Here is a 23573-nt window from a genome sequence, read left to right on the forward strand (position 1 = left end):
GAAGATGAGTTGACCGAAAACGCACGCAAAAAATGCGGCCACTGTCGACGGGCTCAGAGGACGACTATCGCATCTATCTCGACGAGCAGATCGATTTCGAAGACGTCGGCTAGTTCACCGACCTCAAACGCGCTCCGCGCCGGGAATGGTTCGGATACGTACTCGCTGTACGTTTCGTTCACCGTTGCGAAGTCGTCGATATCATCGAGGTACACCGTCGCTTTAAGCACGTTATCGAACGATGTTCCAGCGGCTTGGAGTATCCGGTCAAGGTTATCGAGCGTCTGTTTGGTCTGTTCGCGGATGTCGTCACTCACCACGGAACCAGTTTCGGGATCGATGGGAACCTGTCCGGAGACGTACAGCGCCCCATCGTGTGCGATCGCCTGTGAGAACGGGTAATCGAGAAGCGGTGCTAACTCCGTTTTGATCTCTTCCATAGAGGACGAACCGCACGAGGGAACATAAATGCTACCCAAGCGACGACGTGGCTTCCCTTGCATACTAGGAGACCGAGTCGGTTGACGAATTCGAGGTGATCATGACGGTAACGACGGTCTCATTGCCTGTGAGACTCCAATTGTGTCGGTGGACAGTTCGCTGTGACCTATCGTGGTGGTCGGCAATCCTTGCGTATTGACGGATGCAGCCGTCGATATGTTGGTCGTCGCCCCTCGTGGTCTCGACGGCCAATCCGCATCATGGTTGGTCGGACTCGGTGTCAAATCCATTGAAGCCCCCTCAGTTGGGAACTGCAACGCATGCGAATCGATCACACTATCCAAATTTTTTTGTTACGACCTTCCCTACTCGTAGGTGGCTCTAATGAAAAAAGAGATCGTTAACCCCGAAACCGGAGAGTGGGCAGAGCACGATGTCGCGTACTCCGACGCCGTTGTAGTACACATGCCGGACGCAAAGCGGATGTTCATTTCGGGTGTCGCCGCCGAGGGTGACGACATCGAGACCCAGACACAGGCTACCCTCGAAAAGATCGAGGACATGCTGTCTGAGTTTGGAGGCGGGATGGAGGACGTCGTCCGTGTTCGCGTGTACATTAACAGGCCCGAGATGGATGAGGACAGCCTTGAAACCGTCCATGGCGTCCGTAGTGAATTCTTCGTCCAAGAACACCTGCCAGCCAGCACGCTTATCGAGGTTGAGGACTTAGTCAGCGATGAGTTCCTCATCGAGATCGACGCCGACGCCGTTATCCCTGACGACGGCTGGGAGACTGAGCACGTGTAGGCCGACCGTCACTGATTGCTCCAAAGATCGGCTCCTGTCAGTGGCCCCCCTTCACAGGGCGTATGAACGTCGGATCGGGGTCTCCGCTGCTAATGAGACAACTGTCTTGAGCCGTGTCTTCGGGGTATTGCGATCGGCGAGCCGTCGTGCCGCCGGTCCCACCCTGGTTCGGTTAGAAGTAGATGGGCGGACCGTAAACACGGCACGTCGGTAATGGACGCGCAATCGAACTAGAGGTCGGGCATGAACTCATGCTTGCCTTCTTCGACGGGCCCGTCGGCAATCACGTCGTGTTCCAGCGTGCCGACACCTTCGATCCGGATTTCTACTCGATCACCGTCGCTGAGAGCGCCGATTCCCGACGGCGTTCCGGTCGCGATAACATCGCCTGGTTCCAACGTGATCAGCGACGTGATCTCCTCGATCAGTTCGGGGATCGAGAAGATGAGGTTGTCTATCGAGGAATGTTGTCTCGTCTCTCCGTTAACGCGGAGTTCGATGTCAGCATCATCCGGTACGTGCTCCGGGGATGCGACGACTGGCCCCATCGGTGCGGCGTTGTCGAAGGCCTTCCCCCGGACCCAGTTCTGTTCTTTCTCCTGATCTTTCCTGTTCGAGAGGTCATTCAAACAGGTGTACCCAGCGACGACATCCATCGCCTGGTCGGCCTGGACGTTCCGACACTGTCGACTGATAACAACGCCGAGTTCGCATTCGTAATCGATTCGCTCTTTCCCCTTGGGTAGCGTGATAGTATCACCGTGGCCGGCCACTGTGTTCGGTGGTTTCAGAAACAGCAGGGGTCGGTCGGGGATGTCCGAATCGGTCTCCGCCGCGTGATCCGAATAATTCAGTCCCACACAAACGATCTTACTTGGTTCCGTTGGGGGGAGGATATCGACCTCGTCTGGATCGTAAGTCCCGTTCCCGAAAGCGATCGTTCCGTCTAACCACTCACCAGTCCGTACCATTCCTGCCGGATCTTTGAATCGAACTTTCCGCATCGGTTACGTCTGCACGTCCGAGTAGTATAAACTTAATCAACAACACCGTCTTCCAGGCTCCGACTTCGGGAACCCGTATCGGTAGCAGAGCTATTCGCTCGGAGGGCGACCGTCTCGTTCCCCAGTGCGGTTGCATCGGTCGGAGTACGAATATTCCCACAGGTCTATCGGATTGTGGAATCCGATGACGGAACCAAACACGAACCACCCCTTATGCCCGAAAAACATGCTCAATCGAGTTGATTTCGAACGTTGCAGTCGACCTTTGCTGTCCCTCGCTGTGATTATGGGCCGATTCAGTGGGATGGCACCTTGACATCGGGCACTGTTCCGTCGTCGTTCCATCCCCGGCGGTCGTAATACTCGTCGAGCGCGGCTTCGAAGCCGGACAGATCGTACGGAAGCGTGTCGTCCGAGCGGTCGAACCCTCGCTTGCTGTTAAAGTGGCGTTCCAGCGTAACAATCCGTTCCCCGACGTCCAGCAACTCCTCGGCCTCCGCGTCAAGTAACGTTCCCAGTAGTGACTTCGTATCGGAGTTTCGGGAAAACTTACAGAGGATCGCGCTATCGAGAACGCCATTGAAATTCTCCTTCTCGATCAGTCGCTCCGGCTTTCCATCCAGTCCCACATTGTCAACTGCCTCGTCGGCGTCGACGAGCGGGTACTCAAGTTCATAAAATGACCCGTACATGTGGTCTGCTCCCCGGTTCGCGGTGGCGTAAGCAAGGCCCGTTCCGTTCAGGGTTCGTCCCTCGTGGCCTGCGAACTCCATATTCTTGACTGTCCAGTTTTCGACCCCGATCACGTCGTGGAATCGACCGATCCCTTCAGCAAGGGTGTCGCCGATCCCGTCCCGGTGTGCGATCTTCTCCACCAGTTCGTGTATCAAGTTAGCGTTGCCGAACTCGTCGTTCGCAGCGAGGTACGCTGCAATCGAATTCCCACAGGAGATCGTGTCCAGTCCGAATCGGTCACAGAGTTCGTTGGATTGCATAATGTCGACGATATCGTTGACACCGGAGTTCGGACCGAACGCGTACAGTGTCTCGAACTCCGGTCCCTCCGTCTCGACCTCGCGCTCTTCGTCTCTGGTCGGGAGTTTGCAGGCGAACGCACACGCCGAGCAGGTTCCTTTCTTGTACTTTTTTTCCTCGACGCGGTCACCACTGACCAATGAGATATCCTCAAACGATTGCTCTGAGTAGTACCTGGTCGGCATTCCATTTATCTCATTAGCGAGTTCTGTCACGCTCGTCGTTCCCTGCCGCTTCATGACGTGATCCGATGTCGCTGCCTGTCGGTGAACCGTCTGTTGGGCCTCCTCGTCGATAGGGATCTCAGGTGGCGAGTCGCCATCGAATGTGATCGCCTTCACGTTTTTCGACCCGAGGACAGCTCCGAGACCACCCCTGCCGAACGCCCGGCTTTCCGATGTCATTATGGCAGCGTACCGGACTTCGTTCTCTCCGGCCGGTCCGATAGCGGCAACGTGGTCCGAATCCAGTCCGTGAGTCTCCTTGAGGTATTCGTCCGTCTCTGGGATGGTCGCACCTTCGAGCTGCGAGACTTCCTCGAAATCGACTCCCTCGTCGGTGACGTGAACGATAACGAGTTCCTCGCTTCGATCGGTGATCTCCACCGCGGAGTAGCCTGTCGCGGCGAAGTTCCGGGAGAGGAAGCCGCCGGCATTCGAGGACAGGAGACCGTCAGTGAGGGGTGAGATACCCGTACAGTTCATACGACCCGTGAAACTCATGTTCGAGACCTGCATCGGCCCCGTTGTGAAAAAAAGGGCGTTGTCAGGACTGAGTGGAGGGGTCTCGAACGGGAGGCGGTCGTGTGCGAGGCGTGTCCCGACACCGCGCCCGCCGATATACCTCTCCAGAACGTCATCGATGGACTCGGTCATTATAGTTCGTGAACCGACATCTACCGACAGGAGTGAACCAATCGCATGACGCATACCGTGGATGTGGCTATATCATCTATTAAGATTTGGGTTCCATATCACAGCCAATCGGTCTAGTCACGTAGACAGTCGTCAAATGGGCATCGACCATGAATAATATCTCCCACCGCCGACGGCCTTTGGCGACCGAATAGTTATTGAGGCCGGGAACGGCAGTACACGCTATGGTACTTGAGATAGGGCTTATCGGTTGTGGAACCATCGGTACGGAAATAGCGAAGGCCATCGATACGGACAGAGTACCTGACACCAAACTTGGAGCCGTTTTTGACGTCAATCATGCAAAGATGGAATCGCTCGCCGACTCGTTGGCCGGCACTCCGGCCGTGGTCGACTCCGTCTCGGGGTTGACAGCGGAGGTTGACCTCGTGGTCGAAGCGGCGGGGCAGACGGCCGTTCAGAACGTCGCGGTCGACGTTCTCAAGGCCAACACGGATCTGATGTTGATGAGCGTCGGAGCGCTCGCGGATGCCGAACTTCGGACAGCAGTTCTCGACGCCGTCGACGCCCGCTCCTCCCGCCTGTACGTGCCGTCCGGAGCAATCGCCGGACTGGACGCCGTCAAGGCAGCCGCCCTCGCCGACGAGCTGTCGTCTGTTTCGCTGACGACGCGTAAACCACCCTCCGGATTGGAGGGAGCACCGTACATCGAGACGAACGACATCGACCTTTCGGACTTCGACGAATCGACTGTCGTTTTCGAAGGACCGGCGACTGAGGCAGCCAAGGCCTTCCCCTCGAACGTCAACGTGGCAATCTCCTTGAGTCTCGCTGGCATCGGACCGGATGAGACGGAGGTAACTATCGTTGCCGATCCCGACGAAGAGAACAACGTCCACCGGATTCAGGCCACCGGGAGCGCCGGCCGTATTGAGACGACGGTTCGGAACGTTCCGTCGCCGACGAACCCGAAGACGAGTTATCTGGCTGCCCTCTCGGCTATCGAAAAACTCCGTGGTATCACCACACCCACGAGTACCGGCACGTAATCGGGACTGAAGGCCGGTCCGCGAGCACAAGCTGTCGGAACCAACCGTTTCAGCGTGGTTCGCCGCCTGCAAAACGTATTTATGATGGGTGTTACCATACTTACTATGGCGGATTGCCAGCCATTCGATTCGGACGCAGTGTACAGTCCAGTTGGTCCGTTTTCACACGGGTCGGCAGCAGGTGACTTCGTGTTCGTGAGCGGAACCGGTGGTCTCAATCGGGACGGTGTCGTCGTGAGCGACGACGTGGCGGCTCAGGCACGGGCGATGATGGAGAACACGGAGAAGATACTCGCTGAGGATGGCCTGACATTCGATGACGTGGTGAAGACGAATCTTTACCTCACCAACATGGACGACTACGGGACGGTCAACGACATCTACGCCGAGTATATGCCGGAAACTCCCCCCGCGAGGACGTGCGTGGAAGTCTCGCGACTGCCCGTTCAGGAACGAGTCAAGATTGAAGTGATCGCCTACGAGGGGTGAAATCATGACGCGAGAGAACACAATCGATCTGGTTTCTCGTGACGAGGCTACGGGCACCGTCAAAGAAGTGTATGATGAGATCATTTCCTCACGTTCGGGTGAAATAGATGAGGAGGCGAGCCTGAACCGCCTCTGGACGGTCTACGGGAACACCCCGGAACTCCTCGATATCTTCTGGGACCACATAAAGGAGACGTATCGCGGGGGATCGCTTTCGTTCGACCTCAAACACAAAGTCGCCCTCGTCGTTGCGACAGTCATGGAGTGTGAGGGGTGTAAGTTCTTCCACTCCTCCACGCTCGAATCGGAAGGAGTAGACGACGAAGAAATCCAGGAAATCCAGGAGCAAGAGCTCGAAGAGGTCGGCTTTTCCCGAAAAGAGTACGAAATTCTCAAGTTCACCGAGAAGGCGGCGACTGACTCACACGGTATCAGGGACGAGGAGTTTGAGGAACTTCGGGAAGTCGGTCTCTCGGAGTCGGAAATCGTCGAGTTGATCGATTGTATCGCCGTCCACGCCCACATCGCTATCCTCCTCGGTGCAACGGGCGTCTCCTACGAAGGCATGCAGGAACAGGAGTTCCTCGGCCCGGTCGAAAACTGATCGGTGAAGCAAATGACGCACATCGCTATATACAAGACGCCAGAGTGTGGCCGATGTCCAAGTGTCATCGAACGTGTCGAAGAGATCGCGAGCGAACGTGAGGATGTCGAACTAGAGATTGTCGATGCGGAGGAAGACCGGCTACGTGCGCTCTCGGATGATGTGTTTTCGGTACCAACCGTCGTTATCGACGGTGAAACGAAACTCACAGGTGTTCCGACAAAGGAAGACATCATCGCGGAACTGCGGTCCTGAATATTTTCAGGACCGAACTCGTCTCACTGGCAGACATCCGCGGCGAAATTTTCTTTTGCGTCTACTGCCCCGCGAGACTTCGCCGACCCGACAATCGTGCGCAACTGTCGGGGAATCCCACGGGAGAACCGCCGATGTCGGCATCGTTGGTCTTTGTCGCCCGCTATCGAAGGGGATCAAGTTCACCGTGAGGCCCGCTGAATCCGAAGAGAGCCACGCGACTCGAGTCGCTGAGGCGTAGCGGCAGAAACTCGGTCGAAAATGTCACGAGACGAGCGTCGCCTCGTCAGGTAAGCATATTCTGTGTGGCGGTGACGGTGAGTCCGATTCGAGACCGGTTCTCACCGCCTCCGAGACAGTGAACGTACAGTCGGGCCACAACCGACCATACAGGCGATGGTAGCCACCCGTGTCCCGGGTCTATCTAGGGTGTCATGATGTTGGCCGCCACCTACGGTAGCCTTTGTGAGTCAGCGCACCCCTCATCGCATACCGTCCGATGATCAGAAGCGCAACCAGTTCCAACGACTACCTTAGAACCGGTGGTGACGTGATATGTATCCAGATCGAATTCTAGTCACCCCATTCAAGATAAATCCCCTTTTGATATAAATGTCTTTGTTGTATCCCGGCAATAGTATTCGAATTAGTTAATTCCATGCGGCGTCGGAGGGGTAGTGTTCAGATAAGGATTGAAAGGTGAGGCGTAGCGTTTTTTGAGTGTCTATGCCAGAAAACGCTAGCTTTAACGGTTGTATCGACCGGATCGAGTTAGGCTTTGTGGAACGAGAGGCAACACCGCGGCTGTTGATGAAGCTCAGTATTCAGCTCCATCTTGCAGGAATATCACTTTCGAATACTATCTCTATTCTTGAAATGTTCGGTGTTGAGCGGGCACGATCCACCGTTCACAACTGGGTTCACAAGGCCGATCTACAGCCCGAAGAAGGCCGAAGCCCGGATCACGTTGCGGTCGATGAAACCGTGATCCGACTCAATGACGAGCAGTATTGGCTGTACGCCGCGGTCGATCCAGAGACGAATGAATTACTCCACACAAAGCTTGAACCAACGAGAACCAACGTCATCGCTTACTCGTTCTTCCGCGAACTGCGCGAGAAACACGACGTTGACGACGCCGTGTTTCTCGTCGATAGCGCAACACCACTGAAAGACGCTTGCCGTCGCCACGGCCTCGATTTTCAGATACGAACGCCACGGAAATCGGAACAGCGTCGAACGTGTATTCCGAGAGATAAAACGCAGAACTACCATTTTTTCGAACTGTTTCAGCAACGCCGAAGCAGAAACTGCGAACGAGTGGCTCAGATCCTTCGCCTTCGCATGGAATCAGCTAATCTGAACACTACCGTATGTCCGCCTCAGTCGAAGTTCTCCATGTGGATGACGAACCCCAATTTGGGGATCTGGTAGCGGATTTTGTGGAACGTAAAAGCGAACAAATTGAGGTAACGACGAAGAGACATCCAGCGGAGGCGCTCGACTTTTTGGAAGATGCAGTTGAGGAGATCGATTGTGTCGTCAGCGATTACGATATGCCGGGTAAGAACGGTCTCGAGTTCCTCAATGCGGTTCGTGACATTACGTCCGACCTCCCGTTCATCCTTTTACTGAGAAGGGCTCGGAGGAAGTCGCGAGTGATGCTATCTCGGCGGGCGTTACGGAGTATATGCAAAAAGAGGGTGGAACTGACCAGTATACTGTGTTAGCAAATCGTATCGAAAACAGCGTCGACAAATATTGGGCTCAAAAAGAGGCAAAACGCACGCAACGGCGGCTCGGAGAACTCACCCAGAGCTCTGTTGATTGTCTGTGGATGTTCAACAGGGAGTGGGATGACCTCCACTTCATTTCTGGGTATGAAGATGTCTGGCATCGCCCCGTCACAGCGATCAAGGAAAATCCGCAGGACTTCCTAGACGGCGTCCATCCAGATCACCGCGACAACGTTGAGGCTGCGATGAATCGCCTCTCCAATGGAGAAACGATCGATATTGAATACCGCATCTTACGAGGCGACAACGAACCCGGGTGGGTATGGGTCAAAGGAGAACCCATCTACAACGAGGATGATGTGGTTCGAGTTGTCGGTTTTACGCGGGATATCACAGACCGAAAGCAGCGCGAGCGCGCATTACGCGAGGAACGCGATTTCGTCGACCAAGCCCTGAACACCTTGGATGACGTTTTCTACCACATTGGGACCGGCTATCTCGAGCGCTGGAACGATCGGTTAGCTTCCGTCACCGGATATGACGATGCACAGATCCGGGATATGGCTGCCGTGGAACTCTTCCCGGAAGATGAGCGGGAGAAGATCGCTACCGCAATCCAGAATACGCTTACTACGGGCGAAGTAACTGTTGAAGCAGAATTTCTGACTGTAGATGGAGAGCGAATTCCGTATGAGTTCACTGGGGCTCGTCTCACAAATCCCGAAGGAGAGGTGATCGGCTTGGTTGGCGTTGGGCGTGATCTTACGGAACGAAGGGAACGCCAACGCGAACTCGAACGAACACAGGCACGGTTCGATGCACTGACTGAAAATACAGACCTCGCGATCGTCACAATCGATGACCAGCACACAATACAGTACGCTAACAACGGTGTTCAGACTGTGTTCGGCTATACGCCGGATGAACTGATTGGAGAGTCACTGCTCACCATTATGCCCCAACGATTTCACGAGCGACATCAACATGCTGTCAAGCAATATCTTCAAAGCGGAGAGAAACAGGTCGACTGGAATTGGGTTGAACTCCCAGGACTGGACTGTGACGGGAACGAGGTACCGCTTGGCATTTCATTTGGTGAGGCGACGATCGACGGCGAGCGTCGATTCACTGCTGTGCTCCAGGATCTATCTGTCCGTTCGTAGCTATTTTTCACTCGACGGTATCGAGGTCTCGTATCTCGAACCGTGCTCCGCTATTACCCCCTTCAACTACGGAAATTGTTCCACCGTGGGCTTCAACGATCTCATTGACGATGGTAAGGCCGAATCCGGTTCCGTCTTCAGATGTCGTATATACTATTGATTCAATGTAGAGACACATATTTTTCTCGCCATCGGCCCGCAATATGCACAGGGGACATCGCGGTGTACACGTTCGACCGGGCGACTGGAAAGAGTCACTGGCAGTTCAAAGTGTGTAATTGTGATTATGCGGATTACTCGGAAGCGTCCCTTACCGGAATTACTGTGGTTGACTCGGCGACTAGGTGGACGATGCCGAGGAACGTCGTCGATGCTGCCTCGTCCGTGCTAGTGGCGTCACTACCGAGATGGTTGGTGAGACAGAACCGGCATTTCGTCTGTTCGTCTGGGACTGACGCCCCACAGGACCGGCATTCGCCGTCGGCGGCCGTCGGCGCATCGGGGTCGCCACCAGCGCTCGTCGCGACGCGTTGCCGTCGGGGGTCATCCTCACGGTCGTCGTCCAGCCTCGTGTCCGGAATGTAGGACGCCTCGCCGGTCGGCCGTAGTTCCTCGAAATCTAGATAGCGATCACACATCGGTTGGTGTGGTTTGTCCCGAATTCGCATTTCAATTTCAGGGCCAGTAGTCCGCTCCGTCTCCCGTTTGAGCATGGGCCATGAACTAAATTATTGAAAGATTCGAGGCTAAAACCTCGCCCTTCAGGGCGGGGATACAGCCGACAATTCCTCCACTAACCATGTTCGATGGCATTCTGGATATTCCACGCCTCAGTCGTTTCGTTTAATACTCTAATTCTCATAAGTGGTTATGAACACAGCCCGATGCTGGATACAACCCGCACCTATCGAGCGAAAATCGCCAACCACTCTCAGGTGAGTGGCGATCTCGATGACTGCGGGCACTCCGCGTCGAAGCTGTGGAACGTCGCTCGCTACCACACCCAACAAGAATGGGATGACACGGGCGAGATACCGTCCGAAGCCGATCTCAAGCGCGAATTGAAAGACCACGAACGATACAGTGACCTACATTCTCAGTCAAGTCAGCGAGTTCTTGAAGAGCTTGCTGAGTCGTTCACCGGCTGGTTCAAAAAGCGCAAGAACGGCGACACAGACGCAAATCCGCCCGGTTACCGAAAGCGAGGCGACAAACACCCACGCTCTACCGTGACGTGGAAACAGAACGGTATCAAGCACGACTCCGAGCACAACCAACTCCGTCTGAGCAAAGGCTTCAACCTCAAGAGCCACCGTTCGGACTTCATCCTCGCAGAATACGAAACGCGACCGGACGTGACCGTCGAGAACATACAGCAAGTCAGAGCCGTCTGGAACGGAGACCGTTGGGAACTTCACCTCGTCTGCAGGGTTGAAATCCCCGTCGAGGACGCACCGGGCGACAACACCGCTGGAATCGACCTCGGTATCAAGAACTACCTCGCCATCGCCTACGACGATGGTGATGCGGAGTTGTATCCGGGGAACGCGCTGAAGCAGGACAAGCACTACTTCACCCTCGACGAGTACGACACTGAAGGCGAGAACGGGCCGTCACGACGTGCGCTTCGCACCCGTCAGAAGTTGTCTCGGCGGAAAGACCACTTCCTGCACACCCTTGCTAAGCACGTCGTTGAGCAGTGTATCGACCACGAGGTCGGGAACATCGCTATCGGTGACTTGAGCAAGATTCGTGAGGACGGGAATGGTGACTCTCGGAACTGGGGCAAGCGTGGAAACAAGAAACTTCACGGATGGGAGTTCGACCGCTTCACTCGCTTGCTTGAATACAAGGCCGAAGAACACGGCATCCTCGTTGACCGCACGAGCGAGCGAGACACGTCAAAGACGTGTTCGTGTTGTGGTCGGAAGCGAGACGCGAATCGTGTGGAGCGTGGGTTGTACGTCTGTGAGTCGTGCGGGGCGACGATGAATGCGGACGTGAACGGTGCGGTGAACATTCGCAGAAAGATAACTCAGAGTCCCCCGACGGGGGATATGAGTAACGGTCGTTTGGCACGGCCAGTAGCCTACCTGTTCGATCAAACTTCGGGGCGTTTCGCACCGAGCGAGCAGGTAGGTTGCGAATCTTAATATCCCAACGCTCGGGAATCCTCGCCCTTCAGGGCGGGGAGGATGTCAAACTTCATGAGCAAGTTGACTGGCGTAGCAACTGGGGATGCTCATGAGCAGTAACGACACGAAGCATCTCCAAACGGAACTGACCGAGGACGAATACGAACGCTTCCGGAAGTACGCGAGAGAACACGGCCTCTCGCTCAAAGGAACTGGCCACCAGGCGCTCATCGAGTGGATCGAACGCCAACAGCAAGCCGATCCCAACGACCCGGCGTTCACCCTCCTCGACGACCTCGAGGACGAGCCCCTTCCAGCCTCGGCGGCGACGGACGCTCGCGAAGAGGCCGATCTCGTTGACGAGTGGCACGGTAGCGACGAATCGTTCAGGCTCGTCGATGATCCGTCCCCCCAGCCTGACACAGATGAATAATCCAGTTGACACGACGATCGGGACGGTCGCAGCCGAGCATTTCCGCCCTGCCCCTCGGTCATTTTTGTTCGCCATTATCGACGAACTCGAAAGTAGTTCGCCCCTATAGCCGAACACATCCCCGACCACAACACTCATCCGAGTTCGGTGGGAAACACGAACCAACTCCTAGTTCGGCAATGGAGGCGAACAAATGACCAAGAATCAAGCCGACGCCGTGTTCGTGGCCGTGATCGGGGACATCCGGGGGTCTCGGGAGCTCGCGGATCGGAGCGAAGCACAGCGGGAGTTCAAGCAGGTGGTCAACTCCCTGAACGACGAGTTCCCGGACAGTTCCATCGCCTCCCAGTTCACCGTCACGACGGGCGACGAGTTCCAGGTGCTCCTGAGAGAGGCGACTGATGCCGTCGAAGCGGTGGTCTCGGTAAGCGACCGGTTCCACCCGGCTCGACTCCGGTTCGGCATCGGGGTCGGGGCGCTGGATACGCAGCTGAACCCGAACCAGGCAATCGGGATGGATGGCCCGTGTTTCCACCGGGCACGAGAGGCGATCGAAGCGGCCGAGGTCGCGGGGGCGTGGGTCCGCGTCGATGGCTGGTCGAGCGAGCTGGTGGCGCACGTCAACTCGATGTTCGACCTAGTGCAGTGTGTCCGTGAAGATTGGACGGATCGGCAGGCGCAGTTCGCGCGAGCCCTCAAAGAGGAGGGAACCCAGAAACGCGTCGTTGAGCGCTTCGACATCTCGAAGTCCACGGTGAGTGAATCACTGAGTGCTGGACACGTCCAAGAGGTACGGAACGCCGAGACCTCCCTCGGGAAGCGGCTCCAGACGGCGCTCGAGGAGGAGCGAGCATGAGCGAGTGGCTGACCGGGCTTGGCCCGGCGGGGACCGCGCTTGCACTGCTCGTGCTGGGGCACGTCCTCGGTGACTTCGCCTTCCAGACGGAGGCCCTGGCGATGGCCAAGCATCGACTCCGGCCGTTGCTCACGCACTGGGCCATCACCCTCGTCGTCCACGTCGCCGTGTTCGCGCCGCTGTTGACCGTCCAGTCAGTGGTGGTCGTCGCGGTGATCGGGTTGCTTCATCTCCCCATCGACGCCGTCTCGGCGCAGCTCCGCGAGCGCAGAGGCGGGTCGGCACTTCTGTTTCTCGGTGACCAACTGGCCCATCTGCTGGTCATCCTCACTGGATGGTCGTTGCTTGCCCCCGGTGTCTGGCGCCTCACACCGCTGCTGACCGGGATTCGTGGCGTGACGCAGCTTCCCTGGGCGGCGGTGACCACGGGAGCGGTGTACCTCGCAGCGTTCGTGTTCGCACACGACGGCGGGAACGCCATCGTCCGTGGCGTGCTCCCGGACGCGGATCCTGTGCCTGACACGGCGGACGATCTGGAGGTCGGGTCGCTCATCGGGAGCCTCGAACGGTGGATCATCCTCTTCCTCGGCGTGGCTGGGCTGTGGGGCGCGGTTGGGCTCGTCGTGGCCGCAAAGTCGATCGCCCGCTTCGAGGAGCTGAAGAAACAGCCCTTTGCCGAGTACTTCCTCGTCGGCACCCTCACCAGCGTGCTCGTCGCCATCGCGCTCGTCGGGCTGGTGTCGGTCCTCGTTTGACGGGAGGAGTAATCGCAGATCGGGGTCGAAGCTGCTCGCGAACAGCGGACCGACGTGGGTGACCGCGCCATGCGCTAATGCCGCCTTACGGCGGGTTTGAGGCGCTATTCAGCTGTTCGACGTTGTCGTCCTGGTAGGCTGCTCGCCACATCGCATGGACGGCACGCGTCACGAGTGAGACCTCGGTCACGTCGATACAGGACGGTTCGGCGGCCGTCGTCGTGGCGTCGGGCGGGGGATGGAAATGGATCTCGGGAGAGTGTGTATTCGGGTGGCGATCGAAGCGCCAGTTGATGTCGTCACTATCGACGTAATGGAACGAATACATCCCCAGTTCGCTCCATTGGATATCGAGCTGAGCGCTCTCGGCATTGCCGAGCCCATCGCTGAGACTGATCTGTAGTTCCGTAGGGGCGACGACATCATCGTACGCGGTTGTGTCGACAAGCGGTTCGAGGTCGAGCCAGCAGTCACGAATCCGTTGGAGTGCCGGAAGATAGATCGGCCCGAACTCGCCGGTATGGTCGTTATCGCTCATACGGCGAGCTGGTGGCTGGCCTCGTCGTAGGCGAGTGCTGCTTGGGCGACGGCGAGATTCTGTCGCGTCGTGCGCCATGCCGTGAGATCGTCCCAGCCCTCCGTCTCGTCGGCGTCGAGTTGCTGGACGAGCTCTTCCGGTGATACCACGTCGTAGCGGTCCTCATAGAGCCGGATTTCGGCCTTCATGTCTTGAATACTATCGAGCAACTCCGTCCGATCTGCTTCCTCACGCAGCTCGCGGATTCGGGACATCAGGATCCGGTCGCTGTTTCGCTTGTACAGCGTTGTTTGGCCGTCTGGTTCCGTCTCGACGAAGCCCGTGTTCACGAGCGCCTTGCAGTGTCGACGTGCCGTTGGCTCGCTCACGAGGGCCCGGTCGGCGATTTCGGCTGCTGACTGCCCGTCGTGGGTTTGTTCGACGATCTCGTACACCCGCTCGAACGGCGTGGTCTCCTCTTCCCAGTCCGCTTTGACCTGCTCGTTGACGTCGTCCCACGTCTCAGTCATACTGAGTGCTACGCGCTCTAGAGACAAATAATTCCCCAAGAAAATTATTCGTGCATCAATCAGGCTATCTGCTTTTCTAGCGTCTCTTGATGCGTCCGGACAGTCGTTAGCATGATGTTCCCGGCCTCGCCGACTTCGGTTTGTGTCGCCCACCGCCCCTGTCTAGCTGCTTTGTACAACCAGGCGGCCGCAAACCCGCCGGGGAGACACCGGATGCCACACCGAGGTCCTCAGCTCGCTCCGCGAGCGTTCGGGCCCGCTGTCGTCCCTCATCCGGTACCTCCGCAGTGAGCGACCCCATGGACGTGTCGCTATACGTGACTGACGCCAACTATAATGCCGCCTCAAAGTATGCGATCCGCAGACAGTAGCGATTATGGATATCCACTAATCGGTCGGAGGTTCGATTAGATTTGGCTGATTCTTTTGGCGACAAGTAATACGGCAATTCCGGCAACGGCTACGCCGACAATCGTCGGAACGAGTTGTCCAGATCCCCACTGCCAGTCAAGGAACTGCGTTCCAACGATCGCGATTAGTGCAACGATGAGGCCAAGTGCAGTGACCCAGGAGGGCTGCTCTCCGTATCCAGGATCCATACTACCCTGTTTGTTGGTAAAGAGGTATGAACTTGTTCGATACCTGATCCAACGGAAGTACGAACAACTACTCTTACTGTAGCATCTTCTCGGGATCGGTAAGTGAGATAACAACCAACAGCAGGATATGCGTGAAGCCCTCCAGCGAGCAGCCATCGGGTTGTACGTCCTGTGGCTTCTGCTCGTCGTACTGCTCATACTCGGACAATACACCGATTCCCGTTGTTGGATATCGTTCACTCGGGCGTTGTGTTTGGTGCGGCTGTTTTGACTGTCGTCGGGATTGGCAAACTGCTCCGAATTGGATATAGACGAGTTGCAGGCTGAGATATTCGCACACATCACGAACGGCTGTCTCAGCGGCTAGCTACCGAATTACTGGGGACGCCAGAGCCAGCCGAACAGAGGTGGCTAAAAACCTATTTTGATTTTCTTTAACATATAACTCCGCTCTGGTAGTGGTCATTCGTGATGACTCTCCGACTCACGAACGCAATCATCGGCGGCAGTCGACGCGTCTTGACTCGTACCGGCGGAATACTGTTCTTGGTGTTACTCGTTCACGAGGCGCTGCTCATCACATCTCTCAACACCGTGGTCACGGCAGCGAATCCAGCTGCGATGGGCGACGTGATCGGACTGACCCTGCCGGTTTCGGGAACCGTCGCCGGTGTGCTCTTGGTCGGGACGCTCGTCTTGAACGCCGTCTATTTCGTGGTTCTCTCCCGGGCCTTCGCTCGCCCGAAATCACAGTTGTCCTCGTTCCCTGCCGACCTGGTCACTCGCCGTATCGGTTGAGCGTCGCTCACGATGCTCGTCAGCGGATGTATCGTCCTTCTTGCGGTCATGATCGGATTCGCGTTCTTATTCCTGCCGGGACTGTTCCTCTCTGCGTGTTTCTTCTTCGTCATTTTCACGATTGGTATCGAAGATCAGGGCGTTATCGGCTCGCTCAAGCGGAGCTGGGGTCTCTCTCAGGGGCACCGTCTCCGGTTAGTGGTGCTCGTCCTTAGTATTGGTATCAGTAGTACCGTAATCAGTGTCGTTCCAACACTCCTTCGCACGGCCAGCACACCGGCTCTCGGTGATTTCGCCACAATTCTCCTCAACAGTATCCTGTTCATCTTCGTCTACGGGATCATGGCCGAGGCGTATCTACAGGTCACCGAGGAGGCTAGTAGCCTTGGTGGTACCAACACCTCCACAACTGCAAGTACAAAGAATACGCCGGAGATATGATCTAGTTCTGACTGTTGTCGTTCTATGACTACTGAGCCGGTTCTCGTGGCGCTGTCTGTGCGAACCAGTAGCCGTACCCGAAGGGCACGACGCCAGTAACGAACCCGAGAAATACCGCGAGAGGTCCGAAAAAGAGACCGACGGGGCCGAGAACGGCCGAGATTGCCGCTGTAGTGAGCAGGCCGACCCCGATCGTCATCCCGACAAGTCTGAGCCACCGCCGCTGGGCCGTGAGAACACCTGCAACGACACCGGACGCGACGATGGTTTCACTTGCGGGACCGGTGACGAAGCGGGTGGGGGTGCCACTTTCGAAGAGTGCCGTCCCAACGAGCGCTATCGGAATCGCGAGTGCAGCGATTGCGACGGCTCGACGGACGGTCAGCAGCTGATCACGCGTCGGTTCGCGATAGCGGTACCCCAAAAGACCCAGTCCAACGGCGACGTATCCACGTCCGACTGGCGTGAGGATGAATCCGACGAAGACACTCATAAGCTGGGTGCCCAGCGCATCCTCGTTCTCGGGTGCAACGACGTAGTATGTCCCGTTCTGACGGTACAACCCCGACTCGGCGATCGGGCCGGTCGTAGTTCCCGTCTCGATGGCTGTTTGGACTTCGGGTGACGCTTCAGCTACCGGACGCGCAACGGTTGTGAACACTGTTTCGGGGTCCGTCTGTTGCATCGATATCGTCGCGTTCGTCGTCTCCCCATACGTCGATAGCGTCCAGGCGTAGTAGCTTCCATTGTACTGGACATACGGTGTCTCAATATCCTCGATTACAATGTGCAATTCCGGCGAAAGCGTTCCGTCGTAGGTGCCGGTTGCGGCGGCGGTTCGAATTGGCTGCCGATATTGGCTGGGCGTATCCGAGAGCCGTTCGTCGAGGTCGGTCACGTTGCTCGTCGCGCGTGTGACCCGTTCTGGATTCTCTCCAGGTTCAACTGCTGTAGCCTCGTAGGTGATCGTTGCACCACCTGCCGTTGCGTGGAAGGCGAAGCTGAGACAACCGCCGCCGACGAGCAGGAGAAGTATTGCAGCGGTACGGATGGAGGGGAAAGCGGGGGACACATATAGGCGATGGATGAAGACCGTTTGAAAAGCTGTGGTTCACGTATCGGGATCGCGAGCTGGAGTAGCGAGCGATCGGCTGTCGGCAACTGCAAGAGGAATGAGTACAGCGACTACGAGTGCCGCGGTGTCGCTTTCAATTCAAACCATCGGAGGCACCTTCGTTGATCGACCGGTAGAACGCGACCGAATAGACGCCAAAGAATCCACCGAACAGTGTCCCGACGGCAACAATGAGGAATGAAACGCCCACGACACCGGCTATGGAAACCTGTGGGAGGTGGAGGGCGCCGGTAGACTGGGGTGATGCGAGGAGCGAGCCGATACCGAACACGCCGCCGACAATACTGCCGAGAACTCCCACGAGTACCGAGTATCCAAGTGTACTCACAAGGTGGTGTCGGACGACGGAGATACTGTGTTTGAGTCCGTCGACGGCACCGAGATCGTCGATAACGATAGCCTGGCTGTAGAACTGGACGAAGAAGGCGAACAGCAGATACGCGAGTACTAAGAGGGCGACGATCAGGCCCAAAATGACGAGGGTAGCGGTACCGACGCCACCACTGGTGTCACTGAAGAGTGCGAAGCCACCGAAGATTGCCACGAAGAACGCGACGAATCCGATAGTGAAGTTGACGGCAACGAGTACCAGCGACGCGACGAGAACTGACACGTAGTTGGATTTCCCTTCGCGGAGGAAACTATCGAGTGATGTCTGTCCATCAAGGGCCTCGTCAGCCATCCCGACGATGCCAGCCTGAAAGAACGGCATGACGAAGAGAAGTGCAAGCGACAGAATCATCGAGACGATGCTGGCGATGAGCGGATTGACGGCTTGGAGAACTAACTGCGGAATCTGAAACAGCAGTATCACGAGTACCGGGACGAACAGTATCGGATTGTGCCGGAGGGTGCTTGGCGTCTGGCGGAGGGCTTTCAGGACTGCCATAGTAGGCCTTCACCTATTAATCTGATAAGGCTTTGCTGAAACCCTCGGAGAATTACAGGTTCGCCCGGCGTGTGGTGTGACTGAATGCAGGCTCTACGGTGGCACACACTCCATCAACACATTGTCCTGCTCTGCCTCAAGATGCAGAAGAATACGACGCCCGGATGCTTCGCGAGGAGCTCAGCGACATACCTCGGATCGGTCTCGAGGATCTTCGTTCGCTTATCAAGCACCGCGAGTTCTCGTCGCTCCACAAAGCGTGGAACCCTCGGTTCGACGCTGACTACAGCCAAAGAAGATATTTGCCAGTGACGAATCAAGACTTGGAAGATGCCTTCTACTGATTCCGCAACTGCTCGTTCTTCCCGTAAATCCGGTCCAATTCACATAATCAGTACATCTCTTAGCCGCCAACTGCTTGGGTTCGTGCTCGCATTCATCGGGATTCAGCTCATTAGTTGGGCTGCTGCTGGAAATACCGTATTCACCTCAACAATCATCTACGCGGCGATAGGTGGGTTCATGATCTTGAATGGCCTGTTCCTTGGGGGAGTTCGCCCCCGATAACGTCGCACGCGGTACATAACAAGTAGATCTATCGGTCCTGTTGGCAGTTGAGGATTTCAACAAAGCCAAAATAGGATTTATTGGATCGGGATAGAGAGTCCCTGCATGGAAGTGCTCGGTGGCCTCAAACGCTGGAAGGAGGCCATTGCTCTCTTCTTGCTCTGCGTAGTCTTTGCTACCCTCCAGTGGGAGGTTCTTCGTGGATTCGTTATTGCAGGCCCATCCGTTCCCGATACACTGTATGATGGTTCACTCCTCGTGATGCTGCTCATCACGTTCGGGGCACTGGTCCATGAACTACGGCGAACAGCCTCGGCCTGACCGCTCCACCCTCCATATCGGCCGAATCGAAGGGTCGGTTCCAACAACACAAAACAGAATCCGCCGAACGACTAGACCCACTGCTCATTGAGCAGAACCCCTATGACAGGTCACACCGTTGGCAAAGACATGTCTGACCACCTAATTGAAGATCATTTCCTCAGACAGGCAGTGCTTATCGTGGTTGTTTCCGTAGCGATGCTATATACGGAAAAACGGTCGGAGCGTTCTTTCAGACCCGCAATCTTCCCTATGGGGAGTGGCTCGGATTCGTAGTCGGGGCCACACTCATCTTCTCCTATTTGCACTACTATCCCAGCGCTATGAGGCGTTCTACGACGCTACGCAGTGACTTCTCTCGTTACTTTTTGACATTTTCCTCACCTGTCTCTCCCGGCTCCCCCGACGCACCGAGGGTGTGGAGAACACTTGCCCCAATAACCCAGGCGACCCCATTCACCACAGAAGAGAACAGGAGGAAACCGGTGAGAAGGATAGCTGGCGATGAGTCGTAATATCCGATACCAATGGCGACGGTCCCCAACGATCCGAGACAGACACCTGCCGGTGGTACAAGTCCTAGCAGTACACTGGTCGGTGCACTTGTGTGCCAGTAGCTGAGCACCCCAGTGATTGCCGCCCCACCGAGGACGCTACTGTACAGAACGACGGTCGAAGCAAGAGTATGGGTCTCGGCACTAATCACGTCCCCCGTGTAGCTGATTCGGAGACCTGCGTATGCCACTGTAGTTGCCACACAAAGGGCAAATACGCCAGCTACGACGGCGGGGCGTTCATCGACCGGGGAGCAATTGGGAAGTAGCTGGGTCATAACTGGCGTATTTTTCGTTCCGATAGCATATTGTAGATGGGTAATATGTCCCTGTTGAAATCTTCTTGTTCAGACATATTATCGTCTAAAACAGCTGATCACTGGAGGCTGCTCACCGATACACCCGTCCGAGAGCAGATTGTGTACCGATTATGGCGACGGCGACAATTGCAAACCTCGACAACACCCCCAAGTTCGTAAATGCCCGTAGGGCGAAAAGAACAGCGAGGGCTACCACGGCAGAGGCGACCAGTACCTGATTCTCGCGGGAAACCATATCGTAACTCAAGAGAAGCGAACAAAGTACCTACCGAAAGATGGGTCCCCTGAACCTATCACTGTATTTCCTAAGGACAGAAGTCTCAGCAGTCACATGATACATGTACCAATACGGAGTAGAAGGTGCTATGTCTTCGACTGATTTCCCGTCCTCGTGGAGGGACCCGGAGTATGTCGCAACGGTTGTTGGTGTCCTTGCCACCGGCGCACTTGTATTCTACAGCGCCTTGACCCAATCTGGGCTAACTGTTGAGGAGGTAATATTCGTCGTGCTCGCTATCACTCTCCCAGCCGGTATTGCCTACGAAATCGCCCGCCGCTGGGGATAACGCCCCCACAGTCTCAGGTCATACGTATTCACTCTGTACTGAGCGCACCGGAGAGAGAACCGATCACTTTCTAAGGATTTCAACAGAGCCAGTAATGTCTTTTTTGTACTGAGCGCTCCTTGATTGTAGCAACCTCGTCCCTGACTACACCGAGCAGTACATAGTATCTGAGATGCCCTCCCAAATGGAACTATCTGTGACGACGCTTTTCGGCGGAGCGATGCTGTTCCTCGGTGGTATAATCCTCGTTGTCAGTGGACGATACATCTGGCGGGCGACGGCTGTCCTCCGTGCCACGGATGTAGACGCAATCGCTGAGGAAGCTCCGGGGGCACTCGTTCGTGTGTCTGGCACGGCCGAGCAAGAGACGGGGGACGTTCTCATCGCGCCGTTCAGCGGCATCGAGTGTGTCGCGCTACGGTATCAAATCGAGGAATGTCGGCTGAGTTTCCCGTACATCCTCCCTTGGTACGTGACTATTCACGAAGCGACCAGAGCGGTCGAATTTTCCGTCCAGTCGGCGGCTGGGACAGTCCCCATAACGGAACCAATACGGACAGTCGTCTTGACGAACAAGATCGTCGAGACGACGAGTGCTGACAGAGCACCGTCGGAACGGATCAAGCAGTTCGAACAAAAACACGAGGATATTCCCGAATCGACGGTCTGGCAGCGCCCACCAGCGCCCCTCGAGCCACTATTCCGGATGCTCTCGCTCGGAACCCGGCGATATAGCGAACAGCGGGCAGCACGCGGGGAAGACGTGACAGTTGTCGGCCACGTCACTGATGGTGGCTCCGGAATCGATCCGGTTGTCGTTTCGGATCGGTCATCGATGGCTACCGTTTTTCGAATGGCCAAAACGTCGATTGCAGGACTGCTCGTCGGGGTCTGCGGGCTACTGCTCGGCTATTTCCTCCTATTTTTCGGCTAGGTTCTTCAGGGGATCGCTACATGAACTCGCACTCGTGTCAAGGGCTCAATTTCCTTGAATCGCATCGATAACGATTGCTCCGATCACAATTGCCCCTGTCGGGATCGAACTCGTATCGGTCAGCGTAATCTCGTACTGGTCAAAATCAAACAGAGCGAACTCACCCTCGATAGAACCGATCGAATCGCCGTCTGCGTCGGTTATCTCGTACTTGTGAGCGATCCCTTGGCCGACCGGCAGGAATTTTCGCCCCAAGGTGAAAAGGGCACCACGTGAGCGGATCTCGGCAAGCAGCGACCGATCATCGACATCGCGAATCCGCCACGTGTCTTGCAACAGCGAGAGGTCGTTATCGAAGATCACGAGATCCTCGTCGGTATGGCTGTCCGTGAGGAGATAGTCGCCGGCGATATCCCACGTGTCGATGGCTTTCACGCGACAGATATCGGTTCCGTCGGCATCGACAAAGGGAAACTCGTCTTGTTCCTCGTACATCTGGTAGGTGGTGCGAAAAATCGTGTCACCCACAACATCTCTAGCTTCGTACTCGGGTCGAAAGTTCTTATCGCGGCCCGTCTGCTCGACAGTATATTGGCTCCCGGAGAGTGCAGTCGTGGTGGGCTCATACTGTTGTGGGGCAGTCATTGTGCGGTGTGTTCAGCCGTGGCAAAATGTATCTACCGCCTGTGGTCGCACTCGAAATCGGCTGTGATAACCGGTATCGTCGAGAATCTGTTTGCCTGGGTCCCCCCAATCGCTAGACTCGGTCTCCATCGCTAGCGAATTCGCGGGTTAGCGATGGGGCACCGGTCAGCTTGATTCCGATCGCTACGAGTCCGAACGCGAACACACCAGCAGCACCGACCGGGCTCGCAACCAGTTCATTGAGAATGGCATTCTCCGTGACCGCATAGGCGACGACGAGGCCAGCGGACCCGTTGAACACGCCGTGGAGTAGCGCCGCCGCAATCACTGACTCGGCGCGAATCACGAGATATGTGTATACGGGTGAGAAGGACAGACAGGCAATCGTCATGGCGGCAACCCCAATCATCGGGAAAGACGGGTAGTTGTAGCCAGCGATGATAACCGGTGCGTGCCAAACACCCCAGAGGGCACCAATTGCGAACGATACCTTCCAGAAGCCCCACGGCGCCAGTTCCCAGAGCAGATAGCCGCGCCATCCGAATTCCTCCCCGAATGCGAACACTGCGTTCACTGTCGCACCCAGTCCGAGCACGAGACCGAACGTCGCGATCACGCCGACGGGTCCCGACGGCAGTTCCAGTCCGGGTATCACATCAACTGTCGGATCAAAGCCGATGCCAGGGACAACCACCGCGAGGAGGAGCATCAATCCGACGAGCGGTAGTGCTCCCACGGCAGCCACAGCGAGCCACCGAACTCGTCCGATCTGCAGACCGACCGCCGATAGCGGAATCTCTCGACGGAGGCAGACGACAAGCCCCGCAATCATCGGAGAGAACATATACGCTGGCGCGAGTGTAATCGGGTTCACCTCGGCGATTCGAGACACGATATGCAGACCGACTGCAAAGACCACCAGAATACTGACAAAGACTGTGAGACGGCTTCTATCAGGGTCCGTCATTCAGCACCACTGTCTGAACGAGGTAGTCCCGAGATAATAAACGTATGAGTCAGTACAACCCTCCTCTCGGACGACCCGCCCAGTTTGGCTGCCACAGCGTGGACAGGAGTCAATAGAAGCGATCGTGGGACCGGCGGGGTGGTCCAATTTGAA

30 protein-coding genes and 2 pseudogenes are annotated in these 23573 nt (G+C 56.3%); 18 read left to right on the plus strand and 14 right to left on the minus strand.

The features are described 5' to 3' along the window. Nucleotides 1-53: 53 nt before the first annotated feature. On the minus strand, nucleotides 54-440 hold the full coding sequence (locus tag MXB53_RS13665) for a Rid family detoxifying hydrolase (RefSeq protein WP_248898166.1): 387 nt from the start codon (nucleotides 438-440) through the stop codon (nucleotides 54-56). A gap of 385 nt (nucleotides 441-825) precedes the next feature. On the opposite strand from MXB53_RS13665, the gene MXB53_RS13670 reads away from it, so the two are divergent. Continuing rightward, entirely contained in the window at nucleotides 826-1248 is a 423-nt protein-coding gene (locus MXB53_RS13670) for a RidA family protein (protein ID WP_248898361.1), read from the plus strand. Between the two features lie 230 nt (nucleotides 1249-1478). Here the strand turns inward: MXB53_RS13670 and MXB53_RS13675 are convergent, their stop codons facing one another. Beyond that, nucleotides 1479-2252 (minus strand): fumarylacetoacetate hydrolase family protein, encoded by a 774-nt coding sequence (locus tag MXB53_RS13675; protein WP_248898167.1) that lies wholly within the window; start codon nucleotides 2250-2252, stop codon nucleotides 1479-1481. A gap of 296 nt (nucleotides 2253-2548) precedes the next feature. After that, nucleotides 2549-4216: an aldehyde ferredoxin oxidoreductase family protein gene (locus MXB53_RS13680; RefSeq protein WP_248898168.1), complete on the minus strand. Its 1668-nt coding sequence runs from the start codon at nucleotides 4214-4216 to the stop codon at nucleotides 2549-2551. Between the two features lie 170 nt (nucleotides 4217-4386). Here MXB53_RS13680 and MXB53_RS13685 point away from each other — a divergent pair, with 170 nt between their 5' ends. The 7 genes from MXB53_RS13685 (at nucleotide 4387) to MXB53_RS13715 (ending at nucleotide 9458) form a co-directional block, all read left to right on the plus strand. Continuing rightward, on the plus strand, nucleotides 4387-5211 hold the full coding sequence (locus tag MXB53_RS13685; RefSeq protein ID WP_248898169.1) for an aspartate dehydrogenase: 825 nt from the start codon (nucleotides 4387-4389) through the stop codon (nucleotides 5209-5211). 105 nt (nucleotides 5212-5316) lie between these two features. Then, the gene (locus MXB53_RS13690; protein WP_248898170.1) at nucleotides 5317-5700 is read left to right on the plus strand and encodes a RidA family protein; all 384 of its coding nucleotides are present in this window, start codon (nucleotides 5317-5319) and stop codon (nucleotides 5698-5700) included. Between the two features lie 4 nt (nucleotides 5701-5704). Further along, on the plus strand, nucleotides 5705-6304 hold the full coding sequence (locus MXB53_RS13695; RefSeq protein WP_248898171.1) for a carboxymuconolactone decarboxylase family protein: 600 nt from the start codon (nucleotides 5705-5707) through the stop codon (nucleotides 6302-6304). A gap of 12 nt (nucleotides 6305-6316) precedes the next feature. Further along, nucleotides 6317-6559, plus strand: a complete 243-nt coding sequence (locus MXB53_RS13700; protein WP_248898172.1) for a thioredoxin family protein — start codon at nucleotides 6317-6319, stop codon at nucleotides 6557-6559. 726 nt (nucleotides 6560-7285) lie between these two features. After that, complete coding sequence (locus tag MXB53_RS13705; RefSeq protein WP_248898173.1) at nucleotides 7286-7993, plus strand: IS6 family transposase; 708 nt, start codon at nucleotides 7286-7288, stop codon at nucleotides 7991-7993. After that, the gene (locus tag MXB53_RS13710) at nucleotides 7960-8289 is read left to right on the plus strand and encodes a response regulator (RefSeq protein ID WP_248898174.1); all 330 of its coding nucleotides are present in this window, start codon (nucleotides 7960-7962) and stop codon (nucleotides 8287-8289) included. The genes MXB53_RS13705 and MXB53_RS13710 overlap by 34 nt, the downstream gene beginning before the upstream one ends. Then, entirely contained in the window at nucleotides 8250-9458 is a 1209-nt protein-coding gene (locus MXB53_RS13715) for a PAS domain-containing protein (protein WP_248898175.1), read from the plus strand. Before MXB53_RS13710 ends, MXB53_RS13715 begins: the two co-directional genes overlap by 40 nt. A gap of 7 nt (nucleotides 9459-9465) precedes the next feature. Here the strand turns inward: MXB53_RS13715 and MXB53_RS13720 are convergent, their stop codons facing one another. Together MXB53_RS13720 and MXB53_RS13725 are read right to left on the minus strand one after the other, a co-directional pair. Further along, nucleotides 9466-9636, minus strand: a complete 171-nt coding sequence (locus MXB53_RS13720; RefSeq protein WP_248898176.1) for an ATP-binding protein — start codon at nucleotides 9634-9636, stop codon at nucleotides 9466-9468. 145 nt (nucleotides 9637-9781) lie between these two features. Continuing rightward, nucleotides 9782-10096: pseudogene (locus MXB53_RS13725) on the minus strand (biosurfactant protein 1); the annotation flags it as partial. Between the two features lie 246 nt (nucleotides 10097-10342). On the opposite strand from MXB53_RS13725, the gene MXB53_RS13730 reads away from it, so the two are divergent. The 4 genes from MXB53_RS13730 to MXB53_RS13745 all read left to right on the plus strand — a co-directional run bounded on the left by MXB53_RS13730 (nucleotide 10343) and on the right by MXB53_RS13745 (nucleotide 13637). Further along, nucleotides 10343-11611 (plus strand): RNA-guided endonuclease InsQ/TnpB family protein, encoded by a 1269-nt coding sequence (locus MXB53_RS13730; protein WP_248898362.1) that lies wholly within the window; start codon nucleotides 10343-10345, stop codon nucleotides 11609-11611. Nucleotides 11612-11702: 91 nt separating this feature from the next. After that, complete coding sequence (locus tag MXB53_RS13735) at nucleotides 11703-12026, plus strand: UPF0449 family protein (RefSeq protein WP_248898177.1); 324 nt, start codon at nucleotides 11703-11705, stop codon at nucleotides 12024-12026. A gap of 193 nt (nucleotides 12027-12219) precedes the next feature. Then, nucleotides 12220-12882, plus strand: a complete 663-nt coding sequence (locus MXB53_RS13740; RefSeq protein ID WP_248898178.1) for a SatD family protein — start codon at nucleotides 12220-12222, stop codon at nucleotides 12880-12882. Beyond that, nucleotides 12879-13637 (plus strand): DUF3307 domain-containing protein, encoded by a 759-nt coding sequence (locus MXB53_RS13745; protein WP_248898179.1) that lies wholly within the window; start codon nucleotides 12879-12881, stop codon nucleotides 13635-13637. Before MXB53_RS13740 ends, MXB53_RS13745 begins: the two co-directional genes overlap by 4 nt. 85 nt (nucleotides 13638-13722) lie before the next feature. On the opposite strand, the gene MXB53_RS13750 is transcribed toward MXB53_RS13745, so the two are convergent. From MXB53_RS13750 to MXB53_RS15675, 4 genes are all read right to left on the minus strand, one after another. Beyond that, nucleotides 13723-14175, minus strand: a complete 453-nt coding sequence (locus tag MXB53_RS13750) for a toxin-antitoxin system TumE family protein (protein ID WP_248898180.1) — start codon at nucleotides 14173-14175, stop codon at nucleotides 13723-13725. Next, nucleotides 14172-14684 carry a winged helix-turn-helix domain-containing protein gene (locus MXB53_RS13755; RefSeq protein WP_248898181.1) on the minus strand — a complete coding sequence of 171 codons (513 nt, stop codon included), beginning with the start codon at nucleotides 14682-14684 and terminating at the stop codon, nucleotides 14172-14174. Before MXB53_RS13755 ends, MXB53_RS13750 begins: the two co-directional genes overlap by 4 nt. A 407-nt stretch (nucleotides 14685-15091) precedes the next feature. Continuing rightward, nucleotides 15092-15283, minus strand: coding sequence for a multidrug transporter (locus MXB53_RS13760; RefSeq protein ID WP_248898182.1), 192 nt, complete (start codon nucleotides 15281-15283; stop codon nucleotides 15092-15094). Nucleotides 15284-15356: 73 nt separating this feature from the next. After that, on the minus strand, nucleotides 15357-15491 hold the full coding sequence (locus tag MXB53_RS15675) for a hypothetical protein (RefSeq protein ID WP_283102402.1): 135 nt from the start codon (nucleotides 15489-15491) through the stop codon (nucleotides 15357-15359). Between the two features lie 263 nt (nucleotides 15492-15754). Between MXB53_RS15675 and MXB53_RS13765 the strand changes: the two genes are divergently transcribed. Together MXB53_RS13765 and MXB53_RS13770 are read left to right on the plus strand one after the other, a co-directional pair. Further along, entirely contained in the window at nucleotides 15755-16081 is a 327-nt protein-coding gene (locus MXB53_RS13765) for a hypothetical protein (protein WP_248898183.1), read from the plus strand. Between the two features lie 12 nt (nucleotides 16082-16093). Next, nucleotides 16094-16522: a DUF7847 domain-containing protein gene (locus MXB53_RS13770; protein WP_248898184.1), complete on the plus strand. Its 429-nt coding sequence runs from the start codon at nucleotides 16094-16096 to the stop codon at nucleotides 16520-16522. Between the two features lie 28 nt (nucleotides 16523-16550). On the opposite strand, the gene MXB53_RS13775 is transcribed toward MXB53_RS13770, so the two are convergent. After that, nucleotides 16551-17594 carry a DUF8127 domain-containing protein gene (locus tag MXB53_RS13775; RefSeq protein ID WP_248898185.1) on the minus strand — a complete coding sequence of 348 codons (1044 nt, stop codon included), beginning with the start codon at nucleotides 17592-17594 and terminating at the stop codon, nucleotides 16551-16553. A gap of 136 nt (nucleotides 17595-17730) precedes the next feature. Next, nucleotides 17731-18546 (minus strand): DUF7847 domain-containing protein, encoded by an 816-nt coding sequence (locus MXB53_RS13780; RefSeq protein WP_248898186.1) that lies wholly within the window; start codon nucleotides 18544-18546, stop codon nucleotides 17731-17733. A 102-nt stretch (nucleotides 18547-18648) separates the two neighbouring features. Between MXB53_RS13780 and MXB53_RS15975 the strand changes: the two are divergent. Together MXB53_RS15975 and MXB53_RS13790 are read left to right on the plus strand one after the other, a co-directional pair. Further along, nucleotides 18649-18812 (plus strand): annotated as a pseudogene (locus MXB53_RS15975) (IS5/IS1182 family transposase); the annotation flags it as partial. Nucleotides 18813-19218: 406 nt separating this feature from the next. After that, the gene (locus MXB53_RS13790) at nucleotides 19219-19434 is read left to right on the plus strand and encodes a hypothetical protein (protein WP_248898187.1); all 216 of its coding nucleotides are present in this window, start codon (nucleotides 19219-19221) and stop codon (nucleotides 19432-19434) included. Nucleotides 19435-20378: 944 nt separating this feature from the next. Here MXB53_RS13790 and MXB53_RS16035 read toward each other — a convergent pair. Further along, nucleotides 20379-20543 carry a DUF7987 family protein gene (locus MXB53_RS16035; protein ID WP_486606378.1) on the minus strand — a complete coding sequence of 55 codons (165 nt, stop codon included), beginning with the start codon at nucleotides 20541-20543 and terminating at the stop codon, nucleotides 20379-20381. Between the two features lie 130 nt (nucleotides 20544-20673). On the opposite strand from MXB53_RS16035, the gene MXB53_RS13795 reads away from it, so the two are divergent. Then, the gene (locus MXB53_RS13795) at nucleotides 20674-20874 is read left to right on the plus strand and encodes a hypothetical protein (protein ID WP_248898188.1); all 201 of its coding nucleotides are present in this window, start codon (nucleotides 20674-20676) and stop codon (nucleotides 20872-20874) included. 343 nt (nucleotides 20875-21217) lie between these two features. Continuing rightward, nucleotides 21218-21808, plus strand: a complete 591-nt coding sequence (locus tag MXB53_RS13800; RefSeq protein WP_248898189.1) for a hypothetical protein — start codon at nucleotides 21218-21220, stop codon at nucleotides 21806-21808. A 45-nt stretch (nucleotides 21809-21853) separates the two neighbouring features. On the opposite strand, the gene MXB53_RS13805 is transcribed toward MXB53_RS13800, so the two are convergent. Then, nucleotides 21854-22453, minus strand: coding sequence for an LURP-one-related family protein (locus MXB53_RS13805; RefSeq protein ID WP_248898190.1), 600 nt, complete (start codon nucleotides 22451-22453; stop codon nucleotides 21854-21856). 112 nt (nucleotides 22454-22565) lie between these two features. Beyond that, complete coding sequence (locus tag MXB53_RS13810; protein ID WP_248898191.1) at nucleotides 22566-23420, minus strand: CPBP family intramembrane glutamic endopeptidase; 855 nt, start codon at nucleotides 23418-23420, stop codon at nucleotides 22566-22568. Between the last annotated feature and the right edge of the window lie 153 nt (nucleotides 23421-23573).

Source organism: Haloplanus sp. XH21 (assembly GCF_023276355.1).
GTDB classification, from domain to species: Archaea; Halobacteriota; Halobacteria; order Halobacteriales; family Haloferacaceae; genus Haloplanus; species Haloplanus halobius.

Excerpts from the sequence above, each read along its gene's own strand:
- MXB53_RS13665 (WP_248898166.1), bottom strand. The coding sequence starts at position 440 with ATGGAAGAGATCAAAACGGAGTTAGCACCGCTTCTCGATTACCCGTTC.
- MXB53_RS13670 (WP_248898361.1), top strand. The coding sequence starts at position 826 with ATGAAAAAAGAGATCGTTAACCCCGAAACCGGAGAGTGGGCAGAGCAC.
- MXB53_RS13675 (WP_248898167.1), bottom strand. The coding sequence starts at position 2,252 with ATGCGGAAAGTTCGATTCAAAGATCCGGCAGGAATGGTACGGACTGGT.
- MXB53_RS13680 (WP_248898168.1), bottom strand. The coding sequence starts at position 4,216 with ATGCGTCATGCGATTGGTTCACTCCTGTCGGTAGATGTCGGTTCACGA.
- MXB53_RS13685 (WP_248898169.1), top strand. The coding sequence starts at position 4,387 with ATGGTACTTGAGATAGGGCTTATCGGTTGTGGAACCATCGGTACGGAA.
- MXB53_RS13690 (WP_248898170.1), top strand. The coding sequence starts at position 5,317 with ATGGCGGATTGCCAGCCATTCGATTCGGACGCAGTGTACAGTCCAGTT.
- MXB53_RS13695 (WP_248898171.1), top strand. The coding sequence starts at position 5,705 with ATGACGCGAGAGAACACAATCGATCTGGTTTCTCGTGACGAGGCTACG.
- MXB53_RS13700 (WP_248898172.1), top strand. The coding sequence starts at position 6,317 with ATGACGCACATCGCTATATACAAGACGCCAGAGTGTGGCCGATGTCCA.
- MXB53_RS13705 (WP_248898173.1), top strand. The coding sequence starts at position 7,286 with ATGCCAGAAAACGCTAGCTTTAACGGTTGTATCGACCGGATCGAGTTA.
- MXB53_RS13715 (WP_248898175.1), top strand. The coding sequence starts at position 8,250 with ATGCAAAAAGAGGGTGGAACTGACCAGTATACTGTGTTAGCAAATCGT.
- MXB53_RS13720 (WP_248898176.1), bottom strand. The coding sequence starts at position 9,636 with ATGTGTCTCTACATTGAATCAATAGTATATACGACATCTGAAGACGGA.
- MXB53_RS13730 (WP_248898362.1), top strand. The coding sequence starts at position 10,343 with ATGCTGGATACAACCCGCACCTATCGAGCGAAAATCGCCAACCACTCT.
- MXB53_RS13735 (WP_248898177.1), top strand. The coding sequence starts at position 11,703 with ATGAGCAGTAACGACACGAAGCATCTCCAAACGGAACTGACCGAGGAC.
- MXB53_RS13740 (WP_248898178.1), top strand. The coding sequence starts at position 12,220 with ATGACCAAGAATCAAGCCGACGCCGTGTTCGTGGCCGTGATCGGGGAC.
- MXB53_RS13745 (WP_248898179.1), top strand. The coding sequence starts at position 12,879 with ATGAGCGAGTGGCTGACCGGGCTTGGCCCGGCGGGGACCGCGCTTGCA.
- MXB53_RS13750 (WP_248898180.1), bottom strand. The coding sequence starts at position 14,175 with ATGAGCGATAACGACCATACCGGCGAGTTCGGGCCGATCTATCTTCCG.
- MXB53_RS13755 (WP_248898181.1), bottom strand. The coding sequence starts at position 14,684 with ATGACTGAGACGTGGGACGACGTCAACGAGCAGGTCAAAGCGGACTGG.
- MXB53_RS13760 (WP_248898182.1), bottom strand. The coding sequence starts at position 15,283 with ATGGATCCTGGATACGGAGAGCAGCCCTCCTGGGTCACTGCACTTGGC.
- MXB53_RS13765 (WP_248898183.1), top strand. The coding sequence starts at position 15,755 with ATGACTCTCCGACTCACGAACGCAATCATCGGCGGCAGTCGACGCGTC.
- MXB53_RS13770 (WP_248898184.1), top strand. The coding sequence starts at position 16,094 with ATGCTCGTCAGCGGATGTATCGTCCTTCTTGCGGTCATGATCGGATTC.
- MXB53_RS13780 (WP_248898186.1), bottom strand. The coding sequence starts at position 18,546 with ATGGCAGTCCTGAAAGCCCTCCGCCAGACGCCAAGCACCCTCCGGCAC.
- MXB53_RS13790 (WP_248898187.1), top strand. The coding sequence starts at position 19,219 with ATGGAAGTGCTCGGTGGCCTCAAACGCTGGAAGGAGGCCATTGCTCTC.
- MXB53_RS16035 (WP_486606378.1), bottom strand. The coding sequence starts at position 20,543 with ATGGTTTCCCGCGAGAATCAGGTACTGGTCGCCTCTGCCGTGGTAGCC.
- MXB53_RS13795 (WP_248898188.1), top strand. The coding sequence starts at position 20,674 with ATGTCTTCGACTGATTTCCCGTCCTCGTGGAGGGACCCGGAGTATGTC.
- MXB53_RS13805 (WP_248898190.1), bottom strand. The coding sequence starts at position 22,453 with ATGACTGCCCCACAACAGTATGAGCCCACCACGACTGCACTCTCCGGG.
- MXB53_RS13810 (WP_248898191.1), bottom strand. The coding sequence starts at position 23,420 with ATGACGGACCCTGATAGAAGCCGTCTCACAGTCTTTGTCAGTATTCTG.